Here is a 13665-nt window from a genome sequence, read left to right on the forward strand (position 1 = left end):
ACACGCGGTCGGCACACGAACCCGATCTACTGGACGCGAACGATCCCGGGCATCGGTTAGGAGCCGTCGATCAGGCCGGTGGTCGGCCCGTAGAACCGGGCGGCCAGCTGGAACCCGCCGTCGCGCGACGTGGGCAGCCAATTGCGCGCCTGCTCGGCGTCCGCCGGCCGATCGGGCTGGAGGTAGAAGGTGAGCTTGCCGTCGACGACGGAGTGCTGGCCGGCCTTCGACAACTCGCTGGTCGTGCTGTACCGGTTGATCGGGTTGTCGATGAAGTACCCGGCCGAGTCGTAGACCGGCAGTTCCCAGAACTCCGTCGTCGGCGGCAGGTTGTTGATGTCGAAGGTGAGCGTGTAGCGGTTCTTCCCGTCCAGAGGACTCCACCCAGTGGAACAACACTTCGAGGGTGGCTCCACTGCTTGCGCAGTCGATCATGTCCGGGTCAGCAACGCCCACAATGCAGAAACTCCCGCTCGTGATCCGGTCGCCGAGGCAGCCGGATCACGAGCGGGAGGAACTTTCGCTCTGCGACTATGCGTCGAGTTCGGCGAGCACCTCGTCCGACACGTCGACGTTGGTGTAGACGTTCTGCACGTCGTCGCAGTCCTCGAGCGCGTCGACGAGCTTGAACACCTTGCGGGCGCCCTCGGCGTCGACTGGCACCTCGACGGAGGCCCGGAAGTCGGGGTCGGCCGACTCGTAGTCGACACCGGCGTCGACGAGCGCGGTGCGGACAGGGATCAGGTCACCCGCCTCGCACACGATCTCGAAGGAATCGCCGAGGTCGTTGATCTCCTCGGCACCGGCCTCGAGCACGATCTCCAGCAGGTCGTCCTCGGTGCGCCCGTTCTTCTCGAGCACGACGACGCCCTTGCGGGTGAAGAGGTACGAGACCGAACCCGGGTCGGCCATGTTGCCGCCGTTGCGGGTCATCGCGGTGCGGACCTCACCGGCAGCACGGTTGCGGTTGTCGGTGAGGCACTCGATGAGCACCGCGACACCGTTGGGGCCGTAGCCCTCGTACATGATGGTCTGCCAGTCGGCGCCGCCGGCTTCCTCGCCGCCGCCGCGCTTGCGGGCGCGCTCGATGTTGTCGTTGGGGACCGAGCTCTTCTTGGCCTTCTGGATGGCGTCGAAGAGGGTGGGGTTACCCGCCGGATCGCCGCCACCCGTACGAGCTGCCACCTCGATGTTCTTGATCAGCTTCGCGAACATCTTGCCGCGCTTGGCGTCGATCACGGCCTTCTTGTGCTTGGTGGTGGCCCATTTGGAGTGGCCGCTCATTCGTGGGAGCCCCTTCCTGCAGTGTGCCGTGGCAGATACGACAAATCCCACGGCAATCGACTGCACACTTGTCGGAGGTTCGATGCTACCTGCATACCTCGGCACCCCGGATACACCGCCTCCCCCGAAAGGTCACGATCCGGTTGAAGTTGCCCCGTTCCCAGGACACTCGGTCCATTCCCATAGACCCTTCCAGTGACATCCAGGACATGGACATCGAGAACGACGGGGCGGGTGTCTCGCGCGGGGGCGCGGACGATCAGATGCCGACCGTTGGGGGAAGGGCGAACGAATGCGCATTCACAGACCGGGTTTCACGAGACGGCTCAAGCAACGTCTGATCGGCATGACGGCAGCGGTACTCGTGCTTCCCGCGCTCGCTGTGGTCGCCGGGACCTCGACCGCGTCGGCAGCGCCGTCCGGCGGTTACGAGGAAGTCTTCGTCAACTCGACGATGGGTCCGATCAAGGTCCAGATCCAGTGGGCGGCGCGCGGCGGCAACGCCGCGCTGTACCTGCTCGACGGCCTCCGCGCACGTGACGATCGCAACGCGTGGTCGTTCGAGACGAATGCTCTCGACCAGTTCCGGGACGACAACATCACCCTCGTGATGCCGGTCGGCGGACAGTCCAGCTTCTATTCGGACTGGTACGCGCCCAGCAATTTCAACGGCCAGAAGATCACCTACAAGTGGGAGACGTTCCTGACGAAGGAACTTCCCGCCTACCTCGCGACCCGCGGCGTCTCCCCGTCCAACAACGCGATAACCGGACTGTCCATGGGCGGGTCGGCCGCACTGACCCTCGCCGCGTACCACCGCGACCAGTTCAAGTACGCCGGTTCGTTCTCCGGCTACCTGAACATCTCGGCGCCGGGTATGCGCGAAGGCATCCGGATCGCGATGCTCGATTCGGGCGGTTACAACGTCGACTCGATGTGGGGTCCGCCGTGGAGCCCGGCGTGGCTCCGCAACGATCCGTTCGTGTTCGCCCCGCAGCTTCGTGGACTGTCCCTGTACATCTCGTCGGGCAACGGCCTGATCGGCGAGTTCGACCGGCCGGTCGGCTCCGTCGGGTCGTTCAACACCTCGAACGCCATGGGCCTCGAGGCCCTCGCACTGGCGAACACGCGCGCGTTCCAGCTGCGGCTGAACTCGCTCGGGATCCCGGCGACGTTCGACTTCACGAGCTCCGGAACCCACTCGTGGGCGTATTGGTCCGAGGAGCTGTGGAAGTCACGCCCGCAGATCCTCGACGCCATGAACGCCTGGTGATCGTCGGACGGTGACGGGTGCGGGGGTCAGTTCCCCCGCACCATGTCCACGAACAGTCCGTGGACCCGGCGGTCGCCGGTGACCTCCGGGTGGAACGACGTGGCCAGGACCGAGCCCTGCCGCACGGCCACGACGTGGTCGGCGGCGGGCCCCTCGGGCACTCGAGCGAGCACCTCGACGCCCGGTCCGACACGCTCGACCCACGGCGCACGAATGAACACCGCGCGCACCGGATCGCCGACGATGCCGGCAAAGTCGAGATCCGCCTCGAACGAATCGACCTGACGGCCGAAAGCGTTGCGCCGCACCGTGATGTCGAGCCCGTTGAGATGCTCGGCGTCGGGCCGCGTGTCGAGGATCTCGCTCGCGAGCAGGATCATGCCCGCGCAGGAACCGTAGGCAGGCATACCGGACTTCAGCCGGGCACGCAGCGGCTCGAGCAGTTCGAAGACGGTCAGCAGACGGCTCATCGTCGTCGACTCGCCGCCCGGAATGACCAGTCCGTCCACGGATTCGAGTTCCGAGAGCCTCCGGACACCGATAGCGCGGGCCCCACAGGATTCGAGTGCCGCGAGGTGTTCGCGAACGTCGCCCTGCAACGCGAGCACGCCGATCGTCGGTTGATTTGTCACGAGTGAAAGTCCTGCACTATTCGACGCTATTGACCCCCGAAACGCTATCAGTCGCCGGTCCCCGGTCGATCGAGCGGCCGGGCCGACCGGACGACGTCAGGAACCCCACCGGCAGCGTCAAACCCGCGTCAACAGACGCAGCGGCCCCGACCACGGCTCCCACAATCGGCAGTGTGATCGACACACGTGTCCTCGCGGGCGGTGCAACGGCCCGACGACGGAACAATCGCACCGACCGGAACACGCTCACCGTCGCCACCGGACTCGCCGGCCTGTCGCTCGACGCCCTCGCCTCGGTCGCCTACGGCCCCGAGGCGGTGGTGCTGGTCCTCGCCGCCGCCGGTGGGGCCGGACTGGGCATGACGGTGCCCGTGACCCTTTCCATCGCGTTCCTGCTCGCGGTCCTGGTGGCGTCGTACCGCCAGGTGATCGCCGCGTTCCCCGACGGCGGAGGCGCGTACGCGGTCGCCAAGACACACCTCGGCCGCCGCGCAGGGTTGACCGCCGCCGCGTCGCTCGTCCTCGACTACGTCCTCAACGTCGCGGTTTCGATCGCGGCGGGCGTCGCCGCGCTCACGTCGGCGGTCCCGGCCCTCCTCCCCTGGACGCCGTGGCTGTGCCTGCTCGTCCTCGCCGCCGTCACCGCTCTCAATCTGCTCGGAATCGCCTACAGCGCACGCACGTTCATGCTCCCGACGGCGGTGTTCGTGATCGGCATCCTCACCGTGATCGTCGTGGGACTGCTGCGGCCCGAACCCGCCACCGTCGCGCAGGGTGAGGCGATCGCCACCAACGTCACGACAGTTGGCGCGCTGCTGCTGCTCAAGGCCTTCTCGAGCGGGTGCGCCGCCCTGACCGGGGTGGAGGCCGTCGCGAGCGCCGTGCCCAGCTTCCGCCGCCCACGAGTCCGGACGGCGCAGCGGACCGAGATCGCACTCGGGGCGCTGCTCGGCACCATGCTCCTGGGACTCGCCGTCCTGATCGAGAAGTTCGACGTTCATCCGATCGAGGGCACCACCGTGCTGTCACAGGTCACCGAGGCGGCCCTCGGCGGGGGCGTCGGCTACTACCTGGTCCAGGGTGCGACCGTGGTGCTACTCGCGCTCGCCGCGAACACGTCGTTCGGCGGTCTGCCGACGCTGCTGCGACTGCTCGCCGACGACGATTGCCTGCCGCACCGGTTCGCCGCACGATCGGGCCGCGAGGTGTACCGATTCGGCGTGCTGTGCCTGGCCGGAGCCGCCGGGATGCTGCTCGTGGGTTCCGGCGGCAGCATGAACGCCCTGGTTCCGCTGTTCGCGATCGGCGTGTTCGTGGGCTTCACGCTCGCGCAGGCCGGCCTCGTCCGGCACTGGCGTTCGGTACGCTCCCCCGGTTGGAGATGGCGCGCCACGCTCAACGGGTGCGGCGCCACGCTCACCGCGATCGCCGCGGTGGTCACCGCGACGATGAAGTTCGCCGAAGGCGCGTGGCTGATCGCGCTGGCCCTGCCCACGCTCGTGTTCGCGATGGAATGGGTGCACCGCACCTACCGGTGCAGTGCGCCGCTGCGGCGACCGTTGGACGGGGGCGAGGAACCCGATCCCCTCGATCCACTCGTGCTCGTTCCGGTTGCCGAGGTATCCGAAGCGAGCCGCGAAACCCTCTCGATGGCAACAGCACTCGGACGCGACGTCGTCGCCGTGCACGTCGCCGAACCCGGCCGATCCGTGCGCGCGTTCACCAAGGCGTGGGAGGCCTGGCATCCCGACGTCCGCCTGGTCCTGCTCGACCACGAGCACGGATCGGTCGGGCGCCCGATCGCGCAGTGGCTCCGCCGCACCTACCCGCAGCGACGCGTGATCGCCGTCGTCGGAGAGATCGCGCCCACGTCCCGCTGGCAGAACCTCATCCCCGGTCCCCGCGCCGCGGAACTGCGGCGGGCCCTGCGTGGGCGCCCCGACACCGTCGTGTGCCGCGTGCAGTTGGCACCGCGATCAGTCGGCGCGCAGCAGTCGGGTCAGGCCCTCCTGGACAACGGCCGCAACCAGATTGCCGCTGCGGTCGAAGATCCGGCCCTGGGTGAGCGCGCGACCGAACCCGGCCGACGGCGAGGTCTGGTCGTACAGCAGCCAGTCGTCCGCGCGGAACGGCCGCATGAACCACAGCGCGTGGTCGAGTGAGGCGCTCTGGATCGGCGTGTCCGGGTGGATCGTGCTGGCCGACGCCAGCAGCGTCATGTCGCTCATGTAGGCGAGCGTGCAGATGTGGAACACCGGATCGTCCGGCAGCGCCTCACGGGACCGGAACCAGACCTGCTGCTGGACAGGAACACCGGGCCTACGCTCGATCCGGTCGGCCGGCACGTACCGCAGATCCCAGTCGGCCCACTCGCGGAACTCCCACGACATTTCCTCGGACCGGAGCGTCGATGCGTCGGGCAACTCCTCCGGGTCGGGCACCGGCGGCATCACGTCCTCGTGCTCGATCCCCTCGTCGAGGACGTGGAACGACGCCGACATCGTGAAGATCGCCTGCCCGTCCTGCACGGCCGTCACCCGGCGCGTGGTGAACGACCGGCCATCGCGAATCCGGTCGACGAGGTACACGATCGGCATGACGGGATTGCCGGGACGCAGGAAGTAGCCGTGGAGCGAATGGACGTGGAAGTGCTCGTCGACGGTGCGCACCGCGGAGACCAGCGCCTGACCTGCGACCTGCCCGCCGAAGGTGCGCGGGAGCAGCGTCTCGCTGGCGATCCCCCGGAAGATGTCCTTCTCGAGCCGCTCGAGTTCCAAGATCTGTTCGATCTTCGCCATGTGGGGTCTCCTTCCAGGGACGCCCGCTCAGGCTAGCAACGCAGAAAGACGAACGCGGTGAGGTCCCTTCCGGGTCCTCACCGCGTTCGCCGTGTCCAGTGATCCCTCAGGATCGACCGACTCCGATCACCAGCCGCGATCGGCGAGGCGGTGCGGCTGCGGGATCTCGTCGACGTTGATGCCGACCATGGCCTCGCCGAGTCCGCGGGAGACCTTGGCGAGCACGTCCGGGTCGTCGTGGAAGGTGGTGGCCTTGACGATCGCGGCGGCGCGCTCGGCGGGGTTGCCGGACTTGAAGATGCCCGAGCCGACGAACACGCCCTCGGCGCCGAGCTGCATCATCATCGCCGCGTCCGCGGGGGTCGCGATGCCGCCGGCGGTGAACAGGGTGACGGGGAGCTTGCCGGCCTTGGCGACCTCGACGACCAGGTCGTAGGGGGCCTGCAGTTCCTTCGCCGCGACGTACAGCTCGTCCTCCGGGAGGGAGGTCAGGCGGCGGATCTCCTGGCGGATCTTGCGCATGTGGGTGGTGGCGTTGGAGACGTCACCGGTGCCGGCCTCGCCCTTGGAGCGGATCATCGCCGCGCCCTCGTTGATGCGGCGCAGCGCCTCGCCGAGGTTGGTGGCACCGCACACGAACGGGACGGTGAAGGAGAACTTGTCGATGTGGTTCTCGTAGTCGGCCGGGGTGAGGACCTCGGACTCGTCGATGTAGTCCACACCGAGGGACTGCAGGATCTGGGCCTCGACGAAGTGGCCGATGCGGGCCTTGGCCATGACCGGGATGGAGACGGCCTCGATGATGCCGTCGATCATGTCCGGGTCCGACATGCGCGAGACGCCGCCCTGCGCGCGGATGTCGGCGGGCACACGCTCGAGCGCCATGACCGCGACAGCACCGGCGTCCTCGGCGATCTTGGCCTGCTCGGCGGTGACCACGTCCATGATGACGCCGCCCTTGAGCATCTCGGCCATGCCCCGCTTCACGCGTGCAGTGCCGGTAGTGGGGGTGGTGTCGGGGGTGCTCACAGCAAACTCCTGGGTTCTCGCCGGCTTCGGATGACTATCTGGCACATGCGGGCCTGACGGCACCGCAGCGCAGTGGCAATTCTAGGACGACACCGCGCCAGGCCCGATATCCAGTGCCCGATAGCTGGCCTGCTGTGGCAACCGTCATATCAACGGATCGCCCGGACCTCGGGCTCGTCGACCCTGACCACCGCCAGGTTCGCCTCCTCGAGCAGATCCGGCAGATCCTGCGGGTACACCGCTTCCCCGGACTGCTGGATGACGCGGATGTCCGACGCGGTGCACCAGCGGTGCTCGGTGATGGTGCGCTGTTCGAGTTCGGTGAAACCGCCGCCGTGCGGGACGAACTCGTCGGTCCGCAGCGCGAAGAACAGTTCCTCGGACCGGATCAGCTCCCCCGCGAACGGGAAGATCGCGACCCGACGCCACAACGGTCCGCGCAAGTCCTCGGGCGGCACGGTCCTACCCGTCTCCTCCCGCACCTCACGCACCGCCGCGGCCCGGAGCGTCTCCCCGGTTTCCACGGCGCCACCGATCGTGAACCAGAACGTGGTCTCCGGCGTCGCCGGGTCGTGCCCACGCATCAGCAGCACGCGACCGCGCCCGTCGAGCATCACGACCCGCGCGGACGTGCGCACCTCGTCGAGTTGCAGTCCCGACGGCTCCGCCCGCTCCGCGATCTCGAAGTACGTCGGCAGCGGCGCGGTGCCGCCCAGGTGGAGCCACCGGACCGGACGGCGGGTGCGCAGGGCCAGGGTGTCGCGCACGGCGTCGTTGTGGAAGCGCCGAGCGATGAGGACCCGCGCCTCCGCGTCGGCCAGTTCGGCCACCAACTGCGGTGGGAGCGTGTGGGTGTCGAGTGTCGTCAACGCACCCGACAGCGCGTTCTCGGCCGTCTCCCGATGCGCCCGGTCGGCGCGCTCGGCCTGGCCCGCGAGGACCGACAGCCGCTTGCTCTCCATCGAGGTGGACGCCATCGCCGCCGCGATCGCCCGGACCACGACCGCGCGACGCGCGAGCGCGGCATCGAGCGCCTGCCACGACAGGTCGGAGCGCACGTGCAGCCGGTCGAGCCGGTTCGCTGTGCCGTACGCCCATGCGCCGATCGTCGCGATCACCGCAGCGACCAACGCGACGATCAGGATCGTCATCGCGGAGAAGGTCACGAACGGACCTCGCTCACGCCGGTGGAGCCGACCGTGACCGTCTCGTACACGCGCAGGATCTGCTCGGCGACGACCGGCCAGTCGTACTCGGCCACGACTGCACTGGCCACGTCGGTCAGCGCCCGGCGCCGGTCCTCGTCACCGAGGACCGTGTCGATCGCCCCCGCGAGGGCCGCCGAGTCGCCGACCGGCACGAGCAGGCCCGCGGTGCCGTCGCGCAGGACCCGCCGGAAGGCGTCGAGCTCGCTGGCGACGACGGGCGCACCCGCCGCCATCGCCTCGACCAACACGATGCCGAAGCTCTCACCGCCCAGGTTCGGTGCGCAGTACACGTCGACGCTACGGAGGGCGGAGGCCTTCTCCTCGTCGCTCACCTGACCGAGCAGCCGAAGGTGGCGGGCGTGACGGCCCGCCTCCTTGAGCAGCTTCTCCTCGTCACCGCGGCCCACCACCAGGACCTCGAGATCCGGGTACTTCTCGACCAGCGCCGGCAGGGCGCCCAGCAGCACCGCCATCCCCTTGCGCGGCTCGTCGTAGCGGCCGAGGAACAACACCGTCTTCCCGGGGCGCGGGTATCCGGGCAGCGGCTCGGCGGTCGCGAACGCCGACACGTCGACGCCGTTGGGGATCTCGACCGCGTCCGAGCCGAGCGACTCGACCTGCCAACGCCGCGCCAGCTCCGACACCGCGATCCGTCCGCTGATCTTCTCCAGGTACGGCTGCAACACACCCTGAAACGTGCTGAGCACCAACGACTTCGTCGTGGACGTGTGGAAGGTCGCCACGATCGGGCCCTCAGCGATCTTCATCGCGAGCATCGACAGGCTCGGCGCGTTGGGCTCGTGGATGTGCAGGACGTCGAAGTCGTTCTCGGCGATCCAGCGCCGGGTCCGCGCGTACGACACCGGCCCGAACGTCAGACGGGCCACCGAGCCGTTGTAGGGAATGGCGACGGCGCGCCCGGCCGACACCACGAAGTCCGGCAGTTCGGTGCCGTCGGATGCGGGTGCGAGAACGCTGACCTTGTGGCCCCGCTCGATGAGCACCTCGGCGAGCTCCACGACGTGCGCTTGTACACCGCCCGGCACGTCGAAGGAGTACGGGCAGACCATGCCGATCTTCATCGCGACTCCATGCGTGCGCGACGGGCCTCGGACAGGTCGTCCAGCCACAGCGGCTGGAGCATGTGCCAGTCCGCCGGGTGCGCGGCGATGTTGGAGGCGAAGCGGTCGGCCAGCGCCTGCGTGGCCCCCTCGACGCCGACCGAGACGTCGATCGGCTCAGCGATCGAGAATCCCCACCCACCGTCGGTGAACCAGCAGTGCACCGGCAACAGGGCCGCGCCGGTCTCGATCGCGAGCTTGGCCGGGCCGGCCGGCATCCGGGTGGGTTCGCCGAAGAACGTGACCGGCACGCCCTTGGCCGCCAGGTCACGCTCGCCGAGCAGGCACACGATCTTGTTCTCGCGCAGCCGCTTCGCCAGCTCCCCGAACGGCGGCTGCTCACCGCCGCTGAGCGGGAAGATCTCGAACCCGAGGCTCTCTCGGTAGGCGACGAACCGCCGGTACAGCGATTCGGGCTTCAGGCGTTCGGCGACTGTGGACAGTCCGCCCCACGTCTGCGCGCACCACACCCCGGCCATGTCCCAGTTCCCGGTGTGCGGCAGCGCCAGGATCGCGCCCTTGCCGCCGGCCATCGCCTTCTCGAGGTGCTCGGTCCCGACGACGGTGCGATCGACCTTCGCCTTGGTCTCCGCCAGGTCCATCGACGGCAGCCGGAAGGCCTCGCGCCAGTAGCGGGCGTACGAGCGCAGCGAGTCGCGGACCAGATCGTCCGGCACCTGCTCCGGCGGCACACCGAGAACACGAGCGAGGTTGCGACGCAACTGCTGCGGGCCGCCACCACGGCGCGCGGCGAAGTCCGCTCCGGCGTCGAAGATCGCGGTCGCCAGCCGTTCCGGCAGCGCCCGCACGACGCGCCAGCCGGTCGCGTACCCGAGGTCGGTCGCCCGCTCCGAGATGTTCACGAGGCCTCCCCCGCACCGTGGTTCTCGGTGGCGTGATTCTCAGTCGCGCCCGGCGCGATCGGCAGCAGATCACGGGCACCGACCGAGTTGCGGACCGCGAGCACCCGCTGGAACACCGTGATGATGCTCGCGACCGCGAGGATCCACATCGCCACGTGCAAGGACCAGTGCAGCCACCCGATGTCGAAATGTCCTGCGATACCTGTGAGTCCGGCACCGACCAGAACGATGATCAACCGATCCGGGCGCTCGATGAGGCCGCCGTCGGCGGACAGGCCGCTGGCCTCCGCGCGCGCCTTGGCGTACGAGATCACCTGCGAGGTGACGAGACAGATCAGCGTCGCGATCAGCAGGCTCTTGCTGTTCTCGTGGTAGACGGCCCACCACGCGAGGCCGGCGAAGATCGCGCCGTCGGCCAATCGGTCGCACGTGGCGTCCAGCACCGCGCCGTACCGCGTGCCGCCCCCACGGGCACGCGCCATGGCGCCGTCGAGCATGTCGAACATGACGAAGAACCAGATCAGAATGGTTCCCCAGAACAGATGCCCCGACGGGAAGAGTGTCAACGCGCCCGCGATGCTCGCGACGGTGCCGATCACCGTGACCGCGTCCGGAGTCAGCCCCGTCTTCACCAAGGCCCGGCCCATCGGGGCCGTCACCTTGGACACCGAGGCACGTCCGAAGAAACTCAGCATCCTGCTCCCCCCTCCCGCATCCGGTCGTGGTGCCGGGCCCTCGCAGACCCGGGTTCCGATCCTGCCATGCTGCGCCCCCGACGACGTCGGCGAATCACTCGTTCCAGGCCCCCGCAAGCAGTGCCCGTGTCTCCCGGAGCAGCTGCGGCATCACCTTCGCTCCCCCGAGGATGGTGATGAAGTTCGCGTCGCCGCCCCAGCGCGGAACGATGTGCTGATGCAGGTGCTCGGCCAGCGATCCGCCGGCCGCCGCACCGAGGTTGAGTCCGACGTTGAACCCGTCCGGACGGGAGACCCGCTTGATGACGCGGATCGCCTGCTGCGTGAACGCCATCAGCTCGGAGCTCTCCTCCGGCGTCAGATCCTCGAGCGCCGCGACCCTGCGGTACGGCACCACCATCAGATGACCGGGGTTGTACGGGTACAGGTTGAGCACCGCGTACACCGATTCGCCGCGCGCGACGATCAGCCCCTCCTCGTCGCTCATCTTCGGGATCTCGCTGAACGGACCCTCGCTCGAGCTCGACGTCTTGGGCGCCTCCGCGATGTACGACATCCGGTGCGGAGACCACAGCCGCTGCAGCCGGTCCGGGTCGCCCGGGCCGGTGTCGACGAGCGCGCCGGTCTCGGTGTTGCCGTTCGTCTGGTCGGTCACTGGGCACCGCCGAGAAGTTCGGCCGTGGGCGAGGCGTTGTCACGCCGCGCGATCCACGACCCGATGGCCTCCACGGCATCCTTCACCGGCACACCGTTGATCTGCGTGCCGTCCCGGAAACGGAAGCTCACCGCGCCGGCCTCGACGTCCCGCTCGCCCGCGAGGAGCATGAACGGAACCTTCTGCGTGGTGTGGGTGCGGATCTTCTTCTGCATCCGGTCGTCGCTGGCATCGACCTCGGCGCGGACGCCGATCGCCTTGAGCTGCTTGACGACGTCGAACAGGTGGTCCTCGTGCGCCTCCGCGACCGGGATGCCCACGACCTGGACCGGTGCGAGCCACGCCGGGAACGCGCCCGCGTAGTGCTCGGTCAGGACACCGAAGAACCGCTCGATGGAACCGAACAGGGCGCGGTGGATCATCACCGGGCGCTGCTTGGTGCCGTCGGAGCCGGTGAACTCGAGATCGAAGCGCTCAGGCAGGTTGAAGTCGAGCTGGATGGTCGACATCTGCCAGCTCCGGCCGAGGGCGTCCTGCACCTGCACCGAGATCTTGGGGCCGTAGAACGCGGCTCCGCCCGGGTCCGGGACCAGGTTCAGCCCGGACGCGGTGCCGACCTCGGCGAGCGTGTTGGTCGCCTCCTCCCACAGCGCGTCGTCGCCGACGAACTTGTCGGGGTTCTTGGTCGACAGCTCGAGGTAGAAGTCGTCGAGGCCGTAGTCCTTGAGCAGACCCAGCACGAACTGCAGCGTGGTGGTCAGCTCGTCGCGCATCTGCTCCTTGGTGCAGTAGATGTGCGCGTCGTCCTGCGTCATGCCGCGGACACGGGTCAGACCGTGCACGACGCCGGACTTCTCGTAGCGGTACACCGAGCCGAACTCGAACAGGCGCAGCGGCAGCTCACGGTACGAGCGTCCGCGCGACCCGAACACGAGGTTGTGCATCGGGCAGTTCATCGGCTTGAGGTAGTAGTCCTGGCCCGGCTTGCGGACGGTGCCGTCCTCGTTCAGCTCCTCGTCGATGTGCATCGCCGGGAACATGCCGTCCTTGTACCAGTCGAGGTGACCGGAGACCTCGTACAGATGCCCCTTGGTGATGTGCGGGGAGTAGACGAACTCGTAGCCCTCCTCGACGTGCCGCTTGCGGGAGTAGTTCTCCATCTCCTGGCGGATGATGCCGCCCTTGGGATGGAACACCGGCAGGCCCGAGCCGAGCTCGTCGGGGAACGAGAACAGATCGAGTTCCGCACCGAGCTTGCGGTGGTCGCGGCGCTCGGCCTCTTCCAGCAGTTCGAGGTGCTTGTCGAGCGCCTCGCTCGACTCCCACGCGGTGCCGTAGATGCGCTGCAGGTCCTCACGGCTCTGATCGCCGCGCCAGTAGGCGGCCGAGCTGCGCGTGATCTTGAATGCCGGAATGTACTTGGTGGTGGGGATGTGCGGGCCGCGGCACAGGTCCTTCCAGATCACCTCGCCCGTACGCGGGTTCAGATTGTCGTAGATGGTCAGCTCACCGCCGCCGACCTCCATGACCTCCGGGTCGTCGATGCCGGACTTGTCGTCGATCAGCTCGAGCTTGAAGGGCTCGTTCGCCAGTTCCGTGCGGGCGTCGTCGAGATCCTCCACGACACGACGCGAGAAGCGCTGCGCGTCCTTGACGATCTTCTTCATGCGCTTCTCGAGCTTGGCCAGATCCTCCGGAGTGAACGGACGGTCAACCTGGAAGTCGTAGTAGAAGCCGTCCTTGATCGGCGGACCGATGCCGAGCTTGGCCTCGGGGAACTCCTGCTGGACGGCCTGGGCGAGCACGTGCGCGGCCGAGTGCCGGATCACGCTGCGGCCGTCCTCGGTGTCCGCGGCAACCGCCTCGACCTCGACGTCGACGTCGGGAATCCAGGACAGGTCCTTGAGCTGGCCTTCGGCGTCACGGACGACGACGATGGCGTCGGACCCCTTACCGGGCAGCCCGGCCTCGCGCACCGCCGTGCCCGCAGTAGTCCCGGCGGGCACTCGGACGCGTGCGGCTGGGGTAACGGATGCGGGCGTGGTCACGGCGATGCGCTCCTAGGTATGAAGGTGTGCCCCCGGATGAGGGGCGATCCCATGTTATC

Annotated in this window: 12 protein-coding genes and 1 pseudogene; 2 read left to right on the top strand and 11 right to left on the bottom strand. The window is 68.3% G+C overall.

Annotated features, from left to right (window positions below; all coding sequences use genetic code 11):
* Positions 1-56: 56 nt before the first annotated feature.
* Together ABI214_RS03310 and ABI214_RS03315 are read right to left on the bottom strand one after the other, a co-directional pair.
* Positions 57-416, bottom strand: coding sequence for a DUF1214 domain-containing protein (locus ABI214_RS03310; protein ID WP_348606114.1), 360 nt, complete (start codon positions 414-416; stop codon positions 57-59).
* A gap of 115 nt (positions 417-531) precedes the next feature.
* Positions 532-1284, bottom strand: coding sequence for a YebC/PmpR family DNA-binding transcriptional regulator (locus tag ABI214_RS03315; RefSeq protein ID WP_348606117.1), 753 nt, complete (start codon positions 1282-1284; stop codon positions 532-534).
* Positions 1285-1576: 292 nt separating this feature from the next.
* On the opposite strand from ABI214_RS03315, the gene ABI214_RS03320 reads away from it, so the two are divergent.
* Positions 1577-2557, top strand: a complete 981-nt coding sequence (locus ABI214_RS03320) for an alpha/beta hydrolase (protein WP_348606119.1) — start codon at positions 1577-1579, stop codon at positions 2555-2557.
* Positions 2558-2583: 26 nt separating this feature from the next.
* On the opposite strand, the gene pdxT is transcribed toward ABI214_RS03320, so the two are convergent.
* Positions 2584-3189: a pyridoxal 5'-phosphate synthase glutaminase subunit PdxT gene (gene pdxT, locus ABI214_RS03325; RefSeq protein WP_348606124.1), complete on the bottom strand. Its 606-nt coding sequence runs from the start codon at positions 3187-3189 to the stop codon at positions 2584-2586.
* Between the two features lie 173 nt (positions 3190-3362).
* Between pdxT and ABI214_RS03330 the strand changes: the two are divergent.
* Positions 3363-5150, top strand: a pseudogene (locus tag ABI214_RS03330) (APC family permease); the annotation flags it as partial.
* A 15-nt stretch (positions 5151-5165) separates the two neighbouring features.
* Here the strand turns inward: ABI214_RS03330 and ABI214_RS03335 are convergent.
* The 8 genes from ABI214_RS03335 to thrS all read right to left on the bottom strand — a co-directional run bounded on the left by ABI214_RS03335 (position 5166) and on the right by thrS (position 13606).
* Positions 5166-5987, bottom strand: coding sequence for an acyl-CoA thioesterase (locus tag ABI214_RS03335; protein ID WP_348606128.1), 822 nt, complete (start codon positions 5985-5987; stop codon positions 5166-5168).
* 126 nt (positions 5988-6113) lie between these two features.
* Positions 6114-7016 carry a pyridoxal 5'-phosphate synthase lyase subunit PdxS gene (gene pdxS, locus ABI214_RS03340; protein WP_348606131.1) on the bottom strand — a complete coding sequence of 301 codons (903 nt, stop codon included), beginning with the start codon at positions 7014-7016 and terminating at the stop codon, positions 6114-6116.
* Positions 7017-7165: 149 nt separating this feature from the next.
* Positions 7166-8182: an NUDIX hydrolase gene (locus ABI214_RS03345; RefSeq protein ID WP_348606134.1), complete on the bottom strand. Its 1017-nt coding sequence runs from the start codon at positions 8180-8182 to the stop codon at positions 7166-7168.
* Entirely contained in the window at positions 8179-9306 is a 1128-nt protein-coding gene (locus ABI214_RS03350) for a glycosyltransferase family 4 protein (protein WP_348606137.1), read from the bottom strand. Before ABI214_RS03350 ends, ABI214_RS03345 begins: the two co-directional genes overlap by 4 nt.
* Positions 9303-10208: a phosphatidylinositol mannoside acyltransferase gene (locus tag ABI214_RS03355; protein WP_348606139.1), complete on the bottom strand. Its 906-nt coding sequence runs from the start codon at positions 10206-10208 to the stop codon at positions 9303-9305. Before ABI214_RS03355 ends, ABI214_RS03350 begins: the two co-directional genes overlap by 4 nt.
* The gene (pgsA, locus tag ABI214_RS03360) at positions 10205-10903 is read right to left on the bottom strand and encodes a phosphatidylinositol phosphate synthase (protein WP_348606141.1); all 699 of its coding nucleotides are present in this window, start codon (positions 10901-10903) and stop codon (positions 10205-10207) included. The genes ABI214_RS03355 and pgsA overlap by 4 nt, the downstream gene beginning before the upstream one ends.
* A 94-nt stretch (positions 10904-10997) precedes the next feature.
* Complete coding sequence (locus ABI214_RS03365; protein ID WP_348606143.1) at positions 10998-11558, bottom strand: HIT family protein; 561 nt, start codon at positions 11556-11558, stop codon at positions 10998-11000.
* A complete protein-coding gene (thrS, locus tag ABI214_RS03370; RefSeq protein ID WP_348606144.1) occupies positions 11555-13606 on the bottom strand; it encodes a threonine--tRNA ligase in 2052 nt (683 codons plus the stop codon). The genes ABI214_RS03365 and thrS overlap by 4 nt, the downstream gene beginning before the upstream one ends.
* Between the last annotated feature and the right edge of the window lie 59 nt (positions 13607-13665).

The organism is Prescottella soli (genome assembly GCF_040024445.1).
In the GTDB taxonomy this organism is placed as follows: domain Bacteria; phylum Actinomycetota; class Actinomycetes; order Mycobacteriales; family Mycobacteriaceae; genus Prescottella; species Prescottella soli.